Origin of the sequence: Vibrio splendidus (genome assembly GCF_024347615.1) — a bacterium.
GTDB classification, from domain to species: Bacteria; Pseudomonadota; Gammaproteobacteria; order Enterobacterales; family Vibrionaceae; genus Vibrio; species Vibrio splendidus.
The window spans coordinates 453,448-474,426 of record NZ_AP025509.1; the positions used below are offsets into that span (position 1 = coordinate 453,448).

The 20,979-nt window shown below is 43.6% G+C and carries 17 protein-coding genes and 2 pseudogenes; 11 read left to right on the plus strand and 8 right to left on the minus strand.

Annotated elements, in window-relative coordinates; all coding sequences use genetic code 11:
* The first annotated feature begins 118 nt into the window (after window positions 1-118).
* From OCU90_RS19305 to OCU90_RS19335, 7 genes and pseudogenes are all read left to right on the plus strand, one after another.
* A complete protein-coding gene (locus tag OCU90_RS19305; RefSeq protein ID WP_054541136.1) occupies window positions 119-919 on the plus strand; it encodes a hypothetical protein in 801 nt (266 codons plus the stop codon).
* A gap of 257 nt (window positions 920-1,176) precedes the next feature.
* The gene (gene trpS, locus OCU90_RS19310; RefSeq protein WP_061022989.1) at window positions 1,177-2,238 is read left to right on the plus strand and encodes a tryptophan--tRNA ligase; all 1,062 of its coding nucleotides are present in this window, start codon (window positions 1,177-1,179) and stop codon (window positions 2,236-2,238) included.
* Between the two features lie 397 nt (window positions 2,239-2,635).
* Complete coding sequence (locus OCU90_RS19315) at window positions 2,636-4,672, plus strand: M4 family metallopeptidase (RefSeq protein ID WP_019350993.1); 2,037 nt, start codon at window positions 2,636-2,638, stop codon at window positions 4,670-4,672.
* 191 nt (window positions 4,673-4,863) lie between these two features.
* Window positions 4,864-5,249: pseudogene (locus OCU90_RS19320) on the plus strand (VOC family protein).
* A gap of 136 nt (window positions 5,250-5,385) precedes the next feature.
* A complete protein-coding gene (locus tag OCU90_RS19325; RefSeq protein WP_061022987.1) occupies window positions 5,386-5,865 on the plus strand; it encodes a putative periplasmic lipoprotein in 480 nt (159 codons plus the stop codon).
* Between the two features lie 357 nt (window positions 5,866-6,222).
* A complete protein-coding gene (locus OCU90_RS19330; protein WP_061022985.1) occupies window positions 6,223-7,083 on the plus strand; it encodes a delta-class carbonic anhydrase in 861 nt (286 codons plus the stop codon).
* Window positions 7,084-7,382: 299 nt separating this feature from the next.
* Window positions 7,383-8,009: a LysE family translocator gene (locus tag OCU90_RS19335; RefSeq protein WP_017079152.1), complete on the plus strand. Its 627-nt coding sequence runs from the start codon at window positions 7,383-7,385 to the stop codon at window positions 8,007-8,009.
* 76 nt (window positions 8,010-8,085) lie between these two features.
* Here the strand turns inward: OCU90_RS19335 and OCU90_RS19340 are convergent, their stop codons facing one another.
* Window positions 8,086-8,691, minus strand: a complete 606-nt coding sequence (locus tag OCU90_RS19340) for a short chain dehydrogenase (RefSeq protein WP_061022983.1) — start codon at window positions 8,689-8,691, stop codon at window positions 8,086-8,088.
* A gap of 152 nt (window positions 8,692-8,843) precedes the next feature.
* On the opposite strand from OCU90_RS19340, the gene OCU90_RS19345 reads away from it, so the two are divergent.
* Together OCU90_RS19345 and OCU90_RS19350 are read left to right on the plus strand one after the other, a co-directional pair.
* Complete coding sequence (locus tag OCU90_RS19345) at window positions 8,844-9,731, plus strand: LysR family transcriptional regulator (RefSeq protein WP_061023089.1); 888 nt, start codon at window positions 8,844-8,846, stop codon at window positions 9,729-9,731.
* Between the two features lie 198 nt (window positions 9,732-9,929).
* Complete coding sequence (locus tag OCU90_RS19350; RefSeq protein ID WP_017092124.1) at window positions 9,930-10,880, plus strand: LysR family transcriptional regulator; 951 nt, start codon at window positions 9,930-9,932, stop codon at window positions 10,878-10,880.
* Window positions 10,881-10,925: 45 nt separating this feature from the next.
* Here the strand turns inward: OCU90_RS19350 and OCU90_RS19355 are convergent, their stop codons facing one another.
* Genes OCU90_RS19355 through OCU90_RS19385 form a run of 7 tightly spaced genes read right to left on the minus strand, consistent with a single transcriptional unit; the run spans window position 10,926 to window position 17,482 of the window.
* Window positions 10,926-12,302, minus strand: coding sequence for a BatD family protein (locus OCU90_RS19355; protein ID WP_061022982.1), 1,377 nt, complete (start codon window positions 12,300-12,302; stop codon window positions 10,926-10,928).
* Window positions 12,289-13,023, minus strand: coding sequence for a hypothetical protein (locus OCU90_RS19360; RefSeq protein WP_061022980.1), 735 nt, complete (start codon window positions 13,021-13,023; stop codon window positions 12,289-12,291). The genes OCU90_RS19355 and OCU90_RS19360 overlap by 14 nt, the downstream gene beginning before the upstream one ends.
* Window positions 13,017-13,997, minus strand: coding sequence for a VWA domain-containing protein (locus OCU90_RS19365; RefSeq protein WP_061022979.1), 981 nt, complete (start codon window positions 13,995-13,997; stop codon window positions 13,017-13,019). Before OCU90_RS19365 ends, OCU90_RS19360 begins: the two co-directional genes overlap by 7 nt.
* Window positions 13,990-15,015, minus strand: a complete 1,026-nt coding sequence (locus OCU90_RS19370; RefSeq protein ID WP_061022978.1) for a vWA domain-containing protein — start codon at window positions 15,013-15,015, stop codon at window positions 13,990-13,992. Before OCU90_RS19370 ends, OCU90_RS19365 begins: the two co-directional genes overlap by 8 nt.
* Window positions 15,008-15,547 (minus strand): DUF4381 domain-containing protein, encoded by a 540-nt coding sequence (locus OCU90_RS19375; RefSeq protein ID WP_061022976.1) that lies wholly within the window; start codon window positions 15,545-15,547, stop codon window positions 15,008-15,010. The genes OCU90_RS19370 and OCU90_RS19375 overlap by 8 nt, the downstream gene beginning before the upstream one ends.
* A 19-nt stretch (window positions 15,548-15,566) precedes the next feature.
* Window positions 15,567-16,499, minus strand: a complete 933-nt coding sequence (locus OCU90_RS19380; RefSeq protein WP_061022974.1) for a DUF58 domain-containing protein — start codon at window positions 16,497-16,499, stop codon at window positions 15,567-15,569.
* 14 nt (window positions 16,500-16,513) lie between these two features.
* A complete protein-coding gene (locus OCU90_RS19385; RefSeq protein ID WP_061022972.1) occupies window positions 16,514-17,482 on the minus strand; it encodes an AAA family ATPase in 969 nt (322 codons plus the stop codon).
* Window positions 17,483-17,884: 402 nt separating this feature from the next.
* Between OCU90_RS19385 and OCU90_RS19390 the strand changes: the two genes are divergently transcribed.
* Both OCU90_RS19390 and OCU90_RS19395 read left to right on the plus strand, forming a co-directional pair.
* Complete coding sequence (locus tag OCU90_RS19390) at window positions 17,885-18,940, plus strand: DUF1254 domain-containing protein (protein ID WP_061022970.1); 1,056 nt, start codon at window positions 17,885-17,887, stop codon at window positions 18,938-18,940.
* Window positions 18,941-19,358: 418 nt separating this feature from the next.
* Window positions 19,359-20,885 (plus strand): annotated as a pseudogene (locus tag OCU90_RS19395) (methyl-accepting chemotaxis protein).
* The last annotated feature ends 94 nt before the right edge of the window (window positions 20,886-20,979 follow it).

Sequence of the window (20,979 nt, forward strand, 5' to 3'; positions counted from 1 at the left end):
ATTCAAACAATAACTTGCGCAGATCGTTATCCGAAACACACATTTTATAAATTAAGCTTCTTAGATGTTCTAACTATCAGTTAGGTTGAGTGGCATTCAACTTGATGGGGATTTAGCAATGCAAACGGATAAAGTGATGCAGACAAGACACATAAACACACCAGAAAAATTACTCCAGCGTTTAGATGCGATTGGGGAGTCTTTGGAAGCATCGGGTAAGGCTCATGCTTTACTGGGATTGGGCTCGGTAGGTATTGAAACAGAACGACTTGATCAGTATTCAGATGTCGATTTTTTCGCGATAGTACAAACGGGGCATAAGCAGTATTTCTTAGACAGCTTGCATTGGCTATCTGATATTCACCCAATCGACTACGCGGTGAGAAACACCGTCGATGGCTATAAAGTCTTATACGCTGACGGAATCTTTTGCGAGTTTGCGGTGTTTGAATCCCACGAGTTAGCGCATATTCCATTTGCTGAAGGGCGCATTGTTTGGCAGCAACCTGAATTTGATACTCAGTGCTGTATCCCACCACAAAAAGGGGCGGCAGAAGCTAATTCGCAAGAGTGGATCATAGGCGAAGCATTAACCAATCTTTATGTGGGTATGTCTCGTCATAACCGAGGCGAAAAGCTGTCGGGCAGTCGGTTCGTTCAATCTTACGCACTTGATCGTTTGATCGATCTTGTGGATCAAACTGAGCATTCTGAGCCTGAATTCGTCGATGAATTTATGTCGGATAGAAGGCTAGAAGCACGCTTTCCTAAGTTTGCTCAATCGCTACCAACCTTTACCCAAGGTTACGAGCGCACGGCTGAATCGGCACTTGCCCAACTAGCGTTCCTCAACACCCACTTCACAGTTAACCAAGCCATGTGTGACCGAATCACTGAACTGTGTTCCAGTAAAGATTAAGCCTATAACCTGTTAATCTTAAGACCTATTTTCTTGGTGCGCGTAAATAACAGTTGTCGCTCGTCTGTATTGTTGATAGGTTTTAACCATGAAATTTAATTCTGCTTCAACTTCAACTTCAATTTTCTTTTGGTGGTGCTCTCAATAGAGCAGCACGGAATACTTACATTCTTTAGCTGCTGGACGGTAGCTAAGAATGTCATCAAAAATGTCGCCTCTTTTTATCTCCAGTAGCCTTTCTAACTTGGAGATACACCATGAATACCAACTCAAACAGCCATACCGACAGCAATAATATTGGCAGTAAGAACAATACCAACAAGCCTGAAATCATTCTGACTGGCGATAGAGCTACTGGGCCTTTGCATTTGGGTCATTACGTCGGTTCACTTAAACAAAGAGTCTCTTTGCAGCATATTCACGACCAAACGATATTGGTCGCTGACATGCAAGGGCTTACCGACAACGCCCATAATCCTTCGAAGGTTTCTTCCAACATTCTCAATGTAGTCGCTGACTATCTTGCGGTGGGTATCGACCCGACCAAGACCACGATTTGTCTGCAATCACAGCTGCCGGTGTTAGCTGAGCTCACCATGTTCTACAGCAATCTTGTTTCTATCGCTCGCTTGGAACGCAATCCAACGGTCAAAAGCGAGATTCAGAACAAGGAGTTTGGTCGCTCTATTCCAGCAGGCTTCCTCACTTATCCAATCTCACAGGCGGCAGACATCACTGCTTTTAACGCGACTTTAGTGCCTGTTGGCGATGATCAATTGCCGATGTTAGAACAAACCAATGAGATAGTAAGGAAAGTGAATTCGCTCGCTGGCAAATCAATCTTGAATGAATGCAGACCGCTTCTCAGCAATGCATCTCGCCTCCCTAGTACCGATGGTAAAAGTAAGATGTCTAAATCGATGGGCAACGCCATTAATTTGGGTGCAACAGAAAAAGAGATCAGAGCTGCAGTCAAATCCATGTATACCGACCCAAATCATCTACGAATTGAAGACCCAGGCAAGGTAGAAGGGAATATCGTGTTCACTTATCTTGATGCTTTTCACACAGACGATAACTATGTCAGTCAACTAAAAGAGCATTACCAAAGAGGTGGGCTAGGCGATGGACAAACTAAGAAAGTGTTGGAAGAGTGCTTACAGGAGATGCTTCGTCCTATTCGTGAAAGAAGATCAGAGTTACTGGATGATAAAGCGCAACTCATCGATATTTTGCGCCAAGGCACACAAGTATCGAGAGAAAGAACAGAAACCGTGTTGTTTGATGTTAAAGAACTATTTGGCCTGAACATCTTGTAGGTCTCTTCAGCGATTATTATTCATCTTTCCCCCTTTCATGCTCACCTATTCATCGGTCGAGTGCCCGATAGCGATCTGATTTCGCCATCGGATACTCGACCTGTGTGAAACCACCAAAGAGGTTATCGTTTACGTGACTTCTTTGGATTGGTTTTAATGCTTGTTACTGTGCGATTTATCACTCCCTATTTATAGAAATAACACTTCAATATTTAGCTAACTATAAGATTTTAAATAAATTTTGGCTGTATATCTCAGTTCGAAATACATCATTAATTATGTTTTGAATTAATCTCACATATGCAACTTAGTTGGTTTCTTTATGTGTAATATCTATCGTTAAGATGTGCGCTCATCGAGTTGATGAATTTATAAAACATAATTATAAAGGTGATGTATGCGTAGTACACATTTACTAATGCTATTTCCGATAGCTTTCACGTCTCAAGCAGCCAACGTTGTCCACTATTCAAAAGTTGATTTGTCTAAAGTGCTTAATAATACAAAACAAGGGTTTACAGCCGTAAGTGAGCCGCTTTCTTATCAAGATATTACCCAAGTCAACATAGACACAACAACGCTGTTACGTAAGAAGCAATTCCATTATGGAGTACCTGTCTACGGACAATCTGTGGTCGTGGATCTTTCTAAGCAAGGTATTGCAACAGCCGTTGATGGCCAAGTCTTAACAGGCATCGAGTCTGATATTGGTTCAACACTACCGCTGATTAACGCTAAACAAGCCGTTGAAATTGCGAAATCAAAGCACAAAGGAATTGCAGCAGCGACCATTCGTGACCCTAATACCGAGCTTGTTATCTGGCTTGATCAACAGGAACAAGCACGCCTCATCTACAAGATTGATTTCTTACAAACCAAAGGAATGGGGCCTTCAAGACCAATTACGCTTGTTGATGCGAAATCGGGAGAGTTACTCGATCAGTGGGAAGGCATTGCTTTCATTGAAGCTGAGGGACCTGGTGGAAACGAGAAAAGCGGTCGTTACTACTTTGGTTCAAATACGGGATTTGGAGGATTTCAAGTTAACTCGAATTGCCAAATGGACAGCCAGAATGTTGTCACTCTGAACATGAACAATCAGCAGAGTTCAGGACAAATACATCGGTTTAGTTGTAACGGTAACAATGGCGTGAACGTTAACAATTATCGCGCAGTGAATGGTGCTTATGCGCCTATGAATGACGCTCATTATTTTGGACAACGTGTATTCGACATGTACCAAGATTGGCTAAATACACGTCCGATTAAGCAAAAACTTACGATGCGTGTTCACTATGGTTCAAACTATGGGAACGCATTTTGGGATGGTCGCCAAATGACATTTGGTGATGGCGACCAATCTATGTACCCGTTAGCGACATGGGATGTAATTGCCCATGAGGTGAGCCACGGTTTTACTGAACAAAACTCCGGACTTGAGTACCGTGGAATGTCAGGCGGTATGAATGAATCTTTCTCAGATGTGGCCGCTGCCGCATTAAGTGAATTTGTGCACGGTAGCTTCAATTGGAAGATGGGCGAGCATGTAATGAAAAATAGTGATGCAATGCGTTACTTCATTCAACCAAGCCAAGATGGTATATCTATTGACCACGTCAACCAATACTATAGCGGCATTGATGTACACCACAGTTCAGGAGTCTTTAATAAAGCGTTCTACCATTTGTCGACAAGTAATAACTGGGGTATTAAAAAAGCGTTTAAGGCCTACGCGACGGCTAACCAGCTTTACTGGACACCTAACTCGGATTTTCAACAAGGTGCTGACGGTGTCTGCAAAGCCGCTAAAGATCTTGGTTATGAAACCTCAGCTGTAAGTTCAGCGTTTAGTCAGGTAGGTATTGATGTTCAAAACTGTGGTGCGGGCCAACCAAATCCAAATCCTAACCCGCCAACTCCAACTCCGGGTGTTGTAGAGCTAGAGATCAATACACCAACGCCTATACAAGGCGAAAGTGAGAATCAACAACAATTTGTGCTTAAGAACGCGCCGGCTGATGAAGTGTGGATTCAGACTTATAATGGCTACGGCGATGTCGATATGTACGTTGCAATCGGTCGACCAGCAACGATCAATGACTATGATTGTTCTTCGACCAATCAGGGTAACCGCGAATACTGTGGTTTTAGTGGGATACAGGGAAGTGACGTATACGTGATGGCTGCTGGGACTCAAGGTTCGATGGATGCGTATGTTGCTGTGAGTGCTGACTTAGAAGCTCCTCAGCCTGAGCCAGAACCAGAACCACAAGGCTTGTGTGACAACCTTCAAGAGTGGAATCCTAACTACTACTATCCTACTGGTGCGGCTGTTCAATATTATGGCCACCGATTCACCGCATCGGTGGACAATTGGGGTGCAGATCCGTTCGATAATTATTGGTATTGGGCATTTGAAGGTGCTTGTTACTAGTTAAAACGGTTTAAAGTGACGTAATACCTATGATAAGGGAGCGCAGTCAGTGCTCCCTTTATTCGTTCAAAGTGAGAAGTGAAGATGTACGCTTATCTTGTGTTAGTAAATCTAACATTAGAGTATGTAACTTAGCGTTATTCAGCATTTAATATTCAACATTTAGTAACGACGAGACAAGGACGATTAAATTGGAAATCAGTCATTTAGATCATTTGGTATTAACCGTGACAGATTTACAAGTTACGGTCGATTTTTACCAACGGGTACTTGGAATGAAGTCTATCGAATTTGGCGAGGGCAGGTTGGCGTTGTCATTTGGGACGCAGAAGATCAATTTACACCTCAGTGGTAGCGAGTTCGAGCCAAAGGCGAGGCGTGTGCAGGTCGGTAGTGCAGATCTCTGCTTTATTACCAATATACCAATATGCCAATTGCTGAAGTCGCCGAACATATCCAAGCGCAAGGCGTCGCGATAGAAGAAGGACCAGTACAGCGAACTGGTGCGACGGGAAATATTGTCTCTGTTTATATTCGAGATCCTGATGGAAACCTGATTGAAGTCTCGAATTATTAGTTTTAGACCTACAATCGTACGCTTTTCTTTACTCTTCAAGTACATGACATTTCACTTTTACGCTGCTCGGTGCTGGATGTAGTTAACCAAATAAATTACAATCGAACGATGTTTTATTAATTCGTGCTTTATCACTATGATGAGAAACTTACTCATATTCATCGTTAGCCTGTTTTTCTTAACAGCTTGCTCTTCAACGAGTCATCATCAGCTAGACGAGAATACATTGAGCAACGAAGACGCAATGTCGAAAAGCTTGGAAGAAGAGAGCAATATCGATGTTGCAACTGATACAAGTGCTGAGACCAACGTTGAATCTTCCCATGAATCGTTCGTTAATCATCAACCAATAACTGATCATGAATCAAACTCAAACCTTGATTCAAATAATGACACGATAACTCACGCCAATGCAGAGCCAGAATCAGTGGAACCTTCTCAAGTAGCAGCGACAGATACAACTCAAAGCGATGCTAAGAGTGGCGGTGAAAAAGGTATCGGAAGCTATTTTATTCGTCATAACCAACCGACTAAGACCGTGATTAAATCACTAGAGGGCGTGACAGATGCATTAAACGTCATGACGTTTGGGATATTTGCCACCGGTAATGGTTAAACCGTTAACCAAGAATACCAACCTAATAGATAGAATTAAACGTGAAGGCGAGCCCAGTGGTTCGCCTTTTTTGATCCTAAATCTGGCCATCACTGTGCTTAATAATCGAGTTCACCTATCTGAGCGTTTGAGTCAAGTGACGGTTAACGAAAATAGGAAATTATTAGTTCTGGAAGGGACTCGCCGAATTTAACGTGTTTGACTTGTTATATGCATCAGAGGTTCTAATACTCATCCGAAAGTAAGCAATGAAATCTAATCTTACAAAGACAACTCTTATATTCATATGTGAGCATAGTAAGATGTTTGCTGTTAGGTTCGGTTTAGGTTTAGTTATCAATATTCTAGGGAAGAAAAATGAACAACAAGAGTGTGTTTTTAAGTGTCGCGATGGTGATGTTGTCAGCTCATGCAAATGCATCAGACGCGAGCCATGAGTCTGTATCAGATGGTGTTATCGCAGAACAAAGAGCGAAGCTTTCTGAAAATACCCAAGGACAAGGTTTTGGACCGCAAGCCCCACGAGATTTGGGTTCATTGAAAGGAACAAATACCAGACTGTTTTCGGATGCCCCTGATTCGACAGCGATGAACTTATGTAATATTCACTTCCATAAAAATGCTGAGCATAAAGGCGGCGAGTTTACTCAATATGCTGGCAACGGTGATGGTAAGGGATTCCAGAGTGGCTTTAAATACACAGGCAAGTTGAGTTCTGCTGAGCTGAAACCATTTGAGGGCAAGGTTTGTCCGAGCGATCATGGTTCTTTGCATTCGGGCGACACCATTGAAGTTCACTATGTTTATTCAACGGCGCAAGTTGAACCGGGTGAAACACTGGGTGCTTGTTTTAACGACGCGATTACCAACCCGCAACTGCGTGTTGAAACTCAAGTCTATGTATTAGTTAATGACGACAAAGCTCTCGACTTTGAAGCATTAGCGAAACACTCTAAAGTCAACGGTTTAAACCAAGCACCAAATATTCCTCAAAATACGGGTTCAGCGATTCAATACGCAGGCTCTACAACGGGTCCTGGTTACAATGAGCAAGGTTCACCTTTCCAAGTAACATGGAGCGTTAGACCACAAGTCGCGAAAGTAAATATCGCGACAGTGGGTAGCTGGTGTGAAGGTAATGACTTTAACGAAGATCACGCCCACGGTGTAAGAAATATAGTCGTAAACCCAGAGTTACTGTCTCCAATCGCTAACTAATCTTGTCACGTTGATTTTCTATCATTGTTTTCGAAGGCGAGCCTCTAGGTTCGCCTTTTTTGTGTCTTAACGAAAAACACTTTGGTGACTGGTGACTGGTGACTGGTTTAAGTTTAAGTTTATGTTTGGGGCTGGTGGGGCTGAGGCTAGGTTTAAGCTTAGTGGGGAAATTACGTGTCACACTTATTCAAAACATGAGTTGTGTTAAACGTGCTTAGTCAAAAACGTTCTTTACCCGAATCGAAGCTCCATGATACGTTCATGATCAATTATGTTGGGTTATAGATAAGGACAGTCCAATGTCATTAGAAGGTGCGATTACATTCTTTATTGCTATGTTTATATTTGGTATTACTCCGGGACCTGGCGTATTTGCCATTTTAGCTCGAGGCATGGTTAATGGTTGGCGAAAGTGCATCACTCTCTCGTTAGGGATGATATGCAGTGATCTTATTTACCTTGCGCTTGCCTGTTTTGGTCTAGCAACGATCGCCGAGAATTGGTCGATTGCGTTTGAGGTGATTCGCTACGTCGGTGCAGCTTATTTGATTTACTTGGGCTATAAGATGTTTAAGAGCTTACCTGAAGTGCAAGGCTCTGCGGAACTTGCGGCCAAACAGAGTCAGAAATCCGAACTCGCAAGTTTCGCGCAAGGCTTTTTGATTTCAGCTTCAAACCCTAAAGTGATTCTGTTTTATATTTCGTTCTTGCCGACTTTCATTGATCTGACAGTTCTGCGCTCACAAGATATTGTCTTGGTTTCTGGTTTAGCATCTGTTGCTCTAATGTCCGGTTTAATGCTTATCGCTGTAGGAGCGGGCAGAATGGCAGGTTTGCTGAAAACGCCACGCGCGCATAGAAGATTAAATCAAAGTGCTGGTGGAATAATGATTGCTGCGGGCTCATATTTGGCGATAAATCGATAAACAAGACTCCTTAAGCAGAAAGGCGAACCGATTGGTTCGCCTTTTTAGTTGCAGGAAAGTATCTAATGTTCGTGCATTACGCGTCTACAAAAATCACTTCACCAGTAAGAAAACCATCGACCGAGCGCTCAAATGCTTTGCCAACAAGCTTGCTCGGTACAGGTTCAAAACCGGGCATCATTTCACCGTAAACATCCCATGCTTCAGCAAGAACGGTCGGGTTAATGACATTGATACGTGTGTTTCTTGGCATTTCATAAGCGACAGTCTTAACGAAGGTATCAATTGCTCCGCTAGTGGTTGCATCAGCAATCGCAAAAGGAATGGGTTTAACATTCAAGATACCGCTAATTAGAGTAAATGAACCGCCATCTGCAATGTACTTTTGGCCGATGCGAACAAGGTTGATTTGCCCCATCATTTTGCTCATTACCGTGGTCATCCATTGACCTTCAGTCATATCCACAAAGGTATTGTATTCGCAGAGGCCAACGGTGTTCACAACCGCATCAAAGTGTCCCACGTTCTTGTACAGCGCTTCAATTGATTGCGGGTCAGTGATATCGACGATGTGGTCGACATCGCCAGAGCGACCCGCTGTGATTACGTTGTGATTGCCTAACCCCATTAGTGCTGCTTGACCCATCTTGCCACGTGCGCCAATTAGAATGATTGTTTTCATGTTGTTCTCCGATCTGTATGTGTTTCGTTTCGATGGAAGAACTTTAATCAAATAGCTAAACAAGTAGAAACAAAGCTTAATTGTGAGTGTTACTGGTTTTTCTTGTTGAGTGTTACACTGACATGGAATCCAACTTCACCGAGCGAGTGCGTGTGAGCAAACTAGACCGATTAGACATAAAGCAACTTAGAGTTTTCCAAGCTTTAATCCGTGAAGAGAACGCCTCCAAAGCCGCGAATCAATTGGGGATGACCCAGCAAGCTGTTAGTGAGCATTTGAAGAAACTGCGAGAAGTGTTTGATGATAGGTTGTTTGTGAGAAAAACCAACGGCTTTGTTCCGACCACCTTTGCACAAGAGTTATCTGTCGGTGTCGATCGTTTACTGATCGACTTCAATTTATTGTTATCTAAAACAAACTTCGTACCAGAGAAAGCAAAAGGGACATTTGTTATTGCAGCGACAGATTACGCACAGCAGATCATTTTGCCGAGCTTAATCGCGCAATTAAGGGAAAAAGCACCGAACTTAAAGCTGATTGTGCGTGATTTTGAAATCGATAATCTGCATGAGCTAATGGAAAGCGGAAAGGTCAATTTAGCGATCGCGTTTCCGGACTACATTCCAAGCAGCTACAAAGTAATCAAGCTGTTTGAAGAGCACCATGTGTGTGTTGCATCTCCTCATGCTTCAATAGCACAAGCCACACCTTCATTGGAGGAGGTGGCTACTTATCCCACCATTATTGCTTCACCATCGCGTCCAAATTTCAAAGGATCGATTGATGAATGGTTTGGTCAGTTTGGGTTAAAGCGCAACGTGGTGGTCTCCGCACCGTGTTTCTCCATCGTGCCCATGTATTTAAACACCACAGATTCTATTGCGTTCTTGCCATCCAGAGCTATTGAAGGGCTCAATTTGGTGACGATCCCAATGGAGCATTCCCCAGAGAGCTTTTCTGTGGTGGCTGCTTGGCACCCGAGGTATAACGAAGATCCACTACAAAAATGGGTGACATCATTGCTCAAGGCTGAGAAATAATTGCTAAAAATAACAGGTCGTATTGACGCCTTTACTGCGACAGAAAACGGGTATTGATAGATGACAGTAAAGTAGGGCACATCTACTGAATCACTCGCATTGTTAAACGAAAGGTTCAACCGATGATTATCCACTACTTGTTTGTTAGTCACATAGGTGCAATTATTTAACGAGTGATATTACTCGGATGCATGTCTTATGATGACTATCGAACAACAGCTTTCTCGGTTGGACCTAAACTTATTAGTGTCGTTGAGTGTTTTAATCAAAGAGAGGAACGTAACGCGCGCAGCCAATACCTTGTATCTGTCTCAGCCTGCGATGAGTCGTACCTTAAGTCGCTTGCGAGAGTTATTTGATGACCCACTGTTTTATCGAGAGTCTAATGGCTTAGTGCCCACGCAAAAAGCGCTAGAACTGCAAGCACCTTTAGAAGAGTTGCTATTGGCGATGCGCAGCCTAGTAACGAAATCTGCGTTTGATCCTGCTGAATGTGTTCAAACCTTTGTTGTCTCTGTACCGCCATTAATGAGTCGGATGCTTTCTGTTCCCCTTGCTGAACGCTTCATGCACGATGCTCCAAACGCCAGTCTTATCGAATATCCCATTGCGAAAACGCCCACCAGTCAGCTGCTGTCACGAGATGTAGATTTTACTATTCACATCGAAGCCCCGAGCAATCCAATCGAATTCCCATACGTGAGTCTTGGACAGATCTATCCGGTATTTTATGTTTCTGAACATCACCCTTTAGCGAAAGCGAAAAATGTCACGCTTGAGCAGTGCCTCGAATCTCGTTTTGTCGACCTCACGCTCGATATTCGCTCGAATTATGGGCTGCAACACCCTGTAGACACTTACTTAGTTAAGAATGGAATGCAGAGAGATATTGCCTTTAAAAGCGGGCAGCTTCTTACGTTGGTGGAAGTGATGCAGAGTTCGAATACAATTTTGGTTGCGACCCACAAATTGACGGAACTAGAGGGAATAGGCGACAAAATAGTGCCAATATTCTCTCTAGATAATGTTCCCGAGTTAATGTTCGAGCTGTTTTTGATTGAGCATAAAAGAACCGTTACCAGCCCTGCCCATCAATGGTTTAAGAACTTAGTGGTGTCTGTGATTGAAGACGTTGTTTGTGAAAGCTGACCTCAACGTCTTTGCTAACACCGCAGCCTAAGTTAAGTTCACCGCTTAGTTCAGATTCCAATTAAACCTAAACGGTGTTCTTTGGGTTTTGGGCGAGTCATTGATGGCTTTTAACAGTGTTTTGGCTTCTGTTAGTGAAACTGAGAGGGAGAAAGAAACTGAGCCTTCAGTATTTTTTGCGTAGCCAAGCTTCAATAACTTCTTCCAAATGTCGTTTGAGTCAGAATCTAGAGGCAGTTGAAGCGTGCCTTTCGACAAGGTTTTTCGCCCCGTAATCTCATAGATAGTTTGCACCGCTTTGCTGTACTGCTTTTCTTCAACGTGTCGACAAAATTGAATATTCAACTTTTTGGTATTCAATTGCTGGCGTGCGACAAAATAACGCTTTAAATCAATAAAATGCTTTCCGATTAGGCGAGCAATCGCAGCAAGGAATATTCCCGCAATGACCAAGTAATACCAATATTGGCTTAGCCAATTCGATAAGGTTTGAGACCCGTCGTTCGATCCTAAAGTGTTGCTTAGTGAGTCTAATAACTTTGCGTCACCGACTTGAAGCGTTTGCTGCTCTACAGTCAACGATTGCAGCTGTTTGGTCTTGGTGTTCCACCATGTCATGGTCTGTTTTGGTAAGACGACTTTCCCTTGTTCTTGCAGGATTAACGTTACCTGTTGTTTGAGTGTCGCGGTATTGGTTTTATTCAGGCGATTAAATACGTTTTCTTTGACTGCTGGTTTGCGATACAACTCAACGCCGGAAATGTCTGGGATGTTGATCTCCGGTAGCAGCATCATGTGTGAGTTTGCCACGCTCAATGTATACGTTGCAGTGACAGCGTGGCCAACTTCGAACTCGTCGGTTAACGGACGATCAGTTGATATTGAAAGCTCAGCATTTGGGCTAACAATCAACGCGTCTGCATCAATGTTGCTCACGGGCATTTTGGATGTAAAGTTAATGGGTTGCGATTGAATCGCACCTTCAACAACGTTGTTGTTGGTAAGCTCTACACTAACGGGAATCTTCAATTCAGGGACGGTAAACTCGCCAGCTTGCATTGGGTATAAGTAGTAACGTGCTTTTTGTGTAAACCACTTAATGCCTTCAATTGTGCGTGCTGAACGAGCGACTTTCTGCTCATCTTTCTTTACGACGGTGTTGGGCATATCTAAGTAAGGTAATGCCAACTCTTCTTGAAAGGGGCGGGTACTCAATACTTCAACGTCGAGTGCGGCTTGTTGTTTCACAGCGACATCTTGAGCTTTAATTTCAACATTCAGCTTCAACTCACCGTCACTGACGAGCTGGTCTAGGTTAGTAGCATTGGCAGGCATTGAAATTAAAAGCATCATCGCTGATAAGACCGCAAACCAACATTTCAGAAGGGCGAATGCTCGGGCTGTCGATTTAGTTTTGTTCATTGCTGTATTCCTGCTGAAATTTTTGTCTTAGAAACTTAGATGGATTCTGTCTGACCTGTTTTAGCCAAACTTGGTCAGAGATCACGAGCTCCTTCTGACTCCCTTCTTTTGGTTCGTCGTCGACCAATTTCCTATCATCAATGACTTTTTCTGAATCTTGTTTTGTCGGTGGTGTGTTCTTGATCTTCTCTATCGCAGCTTCCACAACGGCTAGGTTGTTGGCCGCTTGTTCTGAATACGTTTCGTTGTTCAACAGTTCGTTGTAAAGCGCAGTTGCTTTATCAAATTGAGCTGTATGAGCGTAGCTGTTCGCGACGATTAACTTAGCGAAATCAGTCAACGTTGTCGGTTCGCCACCTTGTTCACCTTTTTGTGGGCTTAATAGGTCAATCGCGCCAAGGAAATCACCTGACAAATAACGACTGTAAGCTTTCCATGTTGGATCATTGAACAGAGCGGCACTTTGCGCGTAGTTGCCTTGCTTGAACTCGACATAAGCGTGTTGATCGCTAGATAGCCAAAAATCAAAAAATGAGTGCTTATCGGAAATTCCCCAAATCAGATTTCCTGCAGTAAGCATAAGCAACAAGTGCATTGGCTTAAGTTTGGATAACCAAGCTAAACGACTGGATTGGTTCGGAGTCGAAGAGGTTGGCTTCGTCAGATTATCAATATTTTGATTGATTACCTTTGGGTTCACTATCTTTTTATTATTTACCACTGTAGCGTCCACCCTTTTCTAAACCACATCAATTGGATAGGCAGCAACAAGAACAGCAACCAATAGCCCGCGTCTAACCAAGGTAGGGCGTTATCGCTGACCGCAAACAGGTTGTTTTGAATGCTTTGATAAACCGCTTCTACATCGCTAGCGTCGTGGGTGAATGAAACCATGTTTCCATGACCTGCTTGCGCCAGTTGTGACAGTGAAGCGAGTTGAGTTTCTGTTAAACCTGCCGTGCCATTTCCGCCACTTTGTGGGTTTTCACCCATCGCCCAAACGATCACTTGGTGTTGCTGTTGTTCAAACGCTTTAGTGAATTCTTCTATCGCTTCGTCATTGGTCTTGTCCGTCAGTATAAAAACCGTTGATGGTGCTTTTGCTTGTGAGATTAGCTCGAGCGTTGGCTTTAACACCGAAGCCGGCTTACTCTCGTTATCTGGCAGCAAGCTTCCATCCAATACATCGAGGAAGTATCGCGTTAACTCTTTGTCTTTGGTGACAGGCATAGCGACATGCGCACTGCCGCCGTATATTACTAAACCAGTTTTTGCGTCGCCTCGCAGTTCAACGAGCTGATTGATCTTCTGTTTAGCACGCTCTAATCGTGACGGCTGAATATCGGTTTTATTCATTGAATCCGAGACATCCAAGGCGATCACCAGCTCGGAATTGTCTTCAAAAAATGGTGAAGGTTGTTGCTGCCACGTTGGGCCCGCCATAATGAGCGTGGCTAGAACCGCAAACACCAAAAACAATCGATTAGGAGAAACTATACGCGCTCGATTTTGGTTGAGAGACAGATGTTCCACCATGTTTTTAGACATCACAGGTTGCCACTGCGCGACTAAATCGTCTTGTTGAACGAGTGCACGATAAAACAACACGAACGGGACCAGTGCAAACAACCATAATGGGCGCATGAAATGAAACTGGGTGATATCGCCACCAAACAATGTATTGAAATCAGTCATTAGTGAGCTCCTCTCTACGGCGAATAACGCGCTTTATTTCTTTTCTACGACGCAGATTTGCACCAAATACGATTAAGGCGGCGAGTAGGTTGCTCACCAGACATACGCCAAATGCATAGTGGTGCAAGCTGTGTTTAGGACGGTGAGAAAAAAGCTCGAACTCTTGCTGTTCTAGTTCATCTATCGTTGCGTAAGCTTGATCGAGTTGCTTTCGGTCCATGGCATGAAACATCTGCCCGCCAGTTGCTGCTGATACCTTCTCCAATGTTGGAAGATCCATCTTGTAGCGACCTTTGGTACTCGGATCACCAATTGCAATGGTGTAAATCTTCACGCCATATTTGGCGGCGATTTCCGCGGCTTTGACAGGAGGCATTTTCGAACTAGTGTCATCACCATCGGTTAGCAGAATCATCACTCGTTGGCGGCTCTGTTCTTGTTCGAATACGGCAATTGATAAGCCAATCGCATCGCCAAAAGCGGTTTGAAATCCAGCGTAGCCAAGCTCAACGTCTTCGAGTAGCGATTGCCACACGTTAATATCTTCAGTAAATGGCGCTTGAACATAAGCGGAGTCGGCAAACAAGATTAACCCTAAGCGGTCATGTTCTCGCTGGGCTGCGAACTCTCGCAACACCTGCTTTGCAATCGTTAAACGGTCGTGTTTGTTACCTTGTTTATCGGCAAAATCCTCTTCTGACATCGAACCTGACAGATCAAGTGCGACCATAATTTCACGAGCGGATTTCTTTTGTTCTATTGGTTCGCCCACCCACATCGGTTTGGCAATCGCGACGATAAGAGCAAGATAGCTGATAATGACCAATAGCCATTGCACTTTACGACGGTTCATCTTGACCGCGGTTTCAGAGGGCTCTTGTGAAGACACGGCAATAAGGCGATCAAAAAAGGGCACTTGAATCGCGCTTTTTGACTCTTTGTAAACAGGCAATAACCAATACACGGCAAACGGTAAACAAAGTAATGTAAACGCTATCGGGTATTCAAATTCAATCATGTGACACCTCGTGATGTTTTATCCAAAGTGCAACGTTCTCCATGATGGCGTTTCGTTTTTCTTCCGTTAATGTCGCTGCTGAAGAGTAGGCGAGTTGAGCAAGTACGCCTGAGAGTTCTGATGTAGAGAACTCGGTTGAAAATTGGCGATTAGTGCAATGGTCATCTAACCATTTTTCCCAATCTGTGCCGGTTAAAGGGGCGACCTCTGTACGAGGGAAGGCGTACAATGCGGTTCTTCGTAGCAGTTGTGGTAGCTTTTGAAATGATGAAATGTCACCAGACTGAGCCTCCAAAGAGAGTTGCTCGAGTTCTACCAAGGCAGCGCGTCGGTATGTGTTTGCTAGGTACTTTTGAATAACTAAATAGACACGATATAAAGTGAAGCACAACAGCAACAAGAGTAGCCAGTACCAGCCTGGGGCATTCGGTAGCCACGAGATACTTTCTGGCAAAGAAGGCTCAGACAAAGAGGCCATTAATGGATTCACGTTGTCTGGCTGTAAAGGTTCAAGCCCAGTGTTAGTCGTCATAGTCTGCATTCTCAGTTATTTAACTCGCGCCGAGTGCTTTTCTAAGCTGAACATCGGTTGGGTCGACTGTGTTGAAAGGCAATACAGGGATTCGATATTTCTTCGCCACTGCCGTGAAATTATCAATGGCTTGAACCACGTCTTTGGCGAATGCATCGCGTAACTGTGCTTCTTGGCCTGATACGGATAATTGCAATTGCCCGTCGCTAAGTACCATCTTGTTAAGCGTGGCTAAATCATGCTCTAGTGGGTCGGTAACATGACACAACACCACATCGTTGTGCTGACAGAGCGCCTTGATTTGCTCTTCGCTACGCTCGTTATAGCCGTAGCCATCGGTAATCAAGATCACTAACCCATCATGCTTAACCAACCTCTGCGCTTGATGAAACAATTTAGCGAAGGAATTGGATTGGGTGTCTTGAGCCTTTCCCGCTTTGAGCTGCTGATTCTTACTCGCAATCTCATTGAGTATTTTGAGTACATGATTTGCGCTGCGTTGTGGTGAAATAGGCAGAGCAGTGCTGTCGTTATAGATAATGGCGCCCACACGATCGGTACTGTCTATGACTTTCCAAGCAATCAAAGCTGCGATTTCTGCAGCAACTACAGATTTCATTCGACCTGTGCTGCCAAAGAACATGCTCGTGCGCTGATCGACCATGACATAAACGTTACGCTCGCGTTCTTCAGAGAATATTTTGACGTGTGGCTTGCCCGTTCTATTCGTCACTTTCCAATCCATGGTGCGAATATCGTCACCAATCTGATAGTGACGCATCTCTTCAAAGTTCAATCCTCGCCCACGTAGCTTCGAAACATGGCGACCTGTTAACGCACTGTTGATTGGCTGATTAGGTAGAAAGTCAAAGCCATGCGCCTTGTATTTCAACAATCGCAATGCCTTTAGATTGGTATAGATATCGGGATCAAGTGTTGGTTTCGTATCCATGGTGACCTCTCGCGTTACGCTACTGCAACTTGAGACAAAATCTCATCGATGACTCTGTCTGAACTGACGCCTTCAGCCAGTGCATCGTACGATAGAATAAGGCGGTGGCGCAGAACCCCATGAACCACGTTACGAACATCATCAGGGTCGACAAAGTCCTTACCGTTTAGCCATGCCATCGCTCGTGAACACTTGTCTAACGCGATGGTTGCACGCGGGCTTGAACCAACACCAATCCATTGTGAAAGGGGTGACTCTGGGTACAACTCTGGTTGTCTTGTTGCCACCACAATCGCGACAATGTATTTAAGAACCGCGTCGCTACAATGAATGTCGCGTAGCTGATCACGAGCATCAAAAATACACTGCGGATCAATGGGGGCGGGCTTCTCAGTGCTTGGTTTTTCCTCACTGCGAACCATCTTAATGATCTGCTCTTCGGCATCCGCATCTGGATAATCGAGATTTATTTTCATGATAAATCTGTCCATTTGCGCTTCTGGCAGCGGATAAGTACCTTCTTGTTCAACCGGGTTTTGTGTCGCTAAAACCATGAATAGATCAGGCAGTTTGTAAGTCTTGCCAGCTACAGTGATTTGACGCTCTTCCATTGCTTCCAACAATGCAGCTTGTACCTTTGCTGGGGAACGGTTGATCTCATCCGCCAGCAATAGATTGTTGAAAACTGGGCCCGGTTGGAAGGTGAGCGTTGGTTTGCCATCTACGTCTTGATATACCTCTGTGCCTGTTACGTCCGAAGGCAACAAATCTGGAGTGAATTGAACACGACCAAGGTCAACTTGTAGGGCAGAAGCCAATGATTTGATAGAACGAGTTTTTGCTGTTCCTGGTAATCCTTCAAGCAATACATTGCCGTTTGTAAGGAGCGCAACCAGTAATGTGTCGACCATATGTTGCTGGCCGATTACTGCGGATTCCATCTGCTGCTTTAGTTGGTTTATAGCGTCTAAAGTTGGGTTCATTTGCTTACCTATTGATTAATTAATCAAGTGAGATTTAGGTCACCAGATGGCGAAAATATAAATATTGTCAGTTAAAGCAATTGTTTAAATCACCTTTGCTAAGGGTAGTCGAAAATAATTTCGTCACACGCGATCAACCTATCCTTATTTACCACTACTTTGGAAATACCAAATATCATGGTCTATAAATAGGCTACTGTATTGTTAGTATTTCAATCAAGAATAATGCTTGATAAGTAACATTACTTCGCTGCATATCTATTATACGGCGATGTCATTTGTGAATTTGTGCTGTCTTGATAACATTGTTCACAAGTTGAGCGGTTAACGAACTAACTGTTCGAACAAAAACAAATGGACTATGTATTGATTTAGCGTTATCGATTTTATTAAAGGTCAACAATGAAAAAATTAGCATTAGTAGTTTTAGGTTTAAGCGCAGTTTCTCTTTCTTCTTACGCAGCTGAAGAGGTTTCAACTCTGACAGAGTTCTTCAATGCCGATGGTGAAGTAACTACCGTCGACAATTACGCGGTGTACGAAACGTCACGCCAATATTTGAAAAACCAAGAGCTTGTTGGCGTTAATAAATTCCTACACAAACGCGAGCTAACGCCAACTGATAAACAGCCTGTGGTTCGAATGAACCGAGACACATACTACTCAATGGCTGTGATTAACGTTTCGCAAGGCGCGACGATTACGCTACCTGAGATTCCTGAAGGTAAATACATGTCGATGGAGGTGATTACAGAAGACCACCGCATTCAGCCAATGCAATACGGTTCTGGTACGTTTGATCTTTCTACACATAGTGGTGACCACGTGTATGTCATCGTTCGTACCGACGCGACGTTCACCAAAGATGAAGTTCACAAAATCCAAGATCAGATGAGCATTGATGCAAAAGCAGACGCTGAATTCATGGCAATGCAAGTGGATGAGAAATCATTCGAGAAGGTCGAGAAAAACCTTAAGATGGAAATGCCAAAGCTACTGAAACGCGATGGTGCTCAGGCGACGTTTGGTATGTTTACCAGCCCTGAAGATGCTTCAAAAGAGATGTTTACCAAAGAGAAGTACGCGGTGGGTGCAGCTATCGGTTGGGGCGGCGCGCAGTTAGATGACAATATCTACGAAGTCTCTGGTAACTTCCCGGCAGACACTTGTCATCAAGCGACCTTTGATGATCCTAAGAACCAAGCGTTTTGGTCGGTAACTGTCTACAACAAACAAGGTTTCATGTTTGGTGAAGTGGCGAACGTAAGCTCAAACACGGCTGAGAAAAATGCAGATGGCACTTACACAGTAAGCTTTGGTTGTGGTGATGATGCGGTAAACAACATCAAAACAGAGAACGATTCTGGTGTGTTTAACTTGGCTTTCCGCCATTACATTCCGAGCCAAAAAGTACGTGATGGATTCCGAGTGCTTCCTTATGTGAAAGTGATTAATTAAAACGATATAGCTTAAACGGAATAGCTTAAAACGATATCGCAAGATATCGATTCAAGAAGCGCGTTATTGCCACTGGCAGTAACGCGCTTTTTTATTTGTTCGATAGCAGTGTCTCTGGCCTATTGCTGTGTATTCGCGCATGTTTTTCTAAACGACTTTATTAATTGTTAATCGGATTTCCCAGTGTAGATTCCGCGTTAGATACGCCATATGTTATGCAAGTGTGACTAACATATGCTTTTCATATAATTTAGCTAAAGTTATCGAGATTTTGACAGATAAAGGATTAGTGGGAGCTCTAACACGAGACAGAACGTGCGAGCTTTGGTTTCAGTTATTGAAACCTTCAGAGAATTTTTAACAAACTTGCGTCGAGACAACCTAAATGAAGAAAACAATCCTATTTGCCGTTTTTATTATGTTTGGCATTGCAGTCGCTGCGAGTATGGCGTCAACCTATTTCATTTCAAGTGAAAAAATCGATGAGATAATATTGAACAAATCTCAAGTTCAAGCTGAATTCTTGGCTGGAAATGCTGGGTATATCTTAGAGAATTCGGATAATCCAGTTCAAGACTTACAAAAGCTGGTGGGTGAGCTGAAACAGCGATCTGATGTCACTTATGCAATTGTTATTGATAGTAACGTAAGCGCTGTTGCACACAGCGATAAAAATAAACTTAATAAGGTTTACGAAGATAGCTATACCGTTAAAGGTGCAACCCAAGGCGTACAATAGTATTCAAAATGGTACGCTGATGTTCAACAAGTGTGGGTGTTTGACATTATGGCACCTATCTACGTCAACGGTCAGCTGTACGGTACCTTTGATATCGGTATTCCGATCACGGAAGTGAGCCAAGCAACGAATGGTATTATTAGCTACCAGCTCGCTTCAATGGTTTTCATTTTTGTTGTTTGTCTCGTTGTTCTATCGCTTCTTCTTAGCAAACTGATGCAGCCTCTCTTGGTATTGAAAAACACATTACACGATATTTCTGAAGGTGATGGTGACCTATCGGTACGTTTGCCCATCAAAGGGAATGACGAAGTTGCTCAAATCTCATCGGCTTTCAATGTGTTCGTTGGCAAGGTGCACGAGATAATTACGCAAACAGTGAATACGGGTGTTGAATTAAATAGCACTGCTATTGGGCTTCGTGAACAGTCACAGCAAGCATTGCAAAGAGGACAAGAGCAGAACGAACAAACCATGTTGGTCGTGACATCTATGAATGAAATGATCGCCACGGTTAATGAAATTGCGTCTAGCGCGGCTGGTGCTGCAAGCGCGGCAAACATGGCGGCGAGTGAAACTCAAGAAGGTCATAAGACGATCGAGAAGACCACAAATTCGATTGCAAACCTTGAAGCCGAAATGAATAGTGCTTCTAACATCATCGTGAGCCTTGCTGATAATACTCAGTCGATCGGTACTATTCTTGACGTTATTCGAGGTATTTCTGAGCAAACAAACTTGCTTGCACTGAACGCTGCGATTGAAGCTGCACGTGCCGGTGAAGCTGGTCGAGGCTTTGCGGTTGTTGCTGATGAAGTTCGTAACCTTGCGACAAAAACAGCACAGTCGACCGATGAAATTGACACTATGATCAACCAACTTCAAACCGAAGCTAAGAACGCTGTTAGCTCGATGAGTAATAGTAAGAACCTAATTGAAGAGGGTACGACTGAAACTGAAATGGCTCGCCAAGCTTTGGAAAAGATTTCAACGCAAGTTTTGGCTATTCTCGATATTAATACGCAAGTCGCAACGGCAACGGAGCAGCAGTCAGCGGTAGCGAATGAAATTAATATGAACATGGATACGGTTAATAGCTCAGTCAAAAACGGTTTGAGCGCAAGTGAGAAATTAGAGCAATCAAGCCAGCACCTGGCAGAGCTATCACAAGTTCTCGATCGTTATGTCGGTTCATTTAAAATCTAGAATTCCCAACATATCTCTTTAAGAGAGGTGTGGGTCTCCAGTTATTTAATAGCGCTTATGTCATACATGAGCGCTATTTTTTTGCGATATGCAG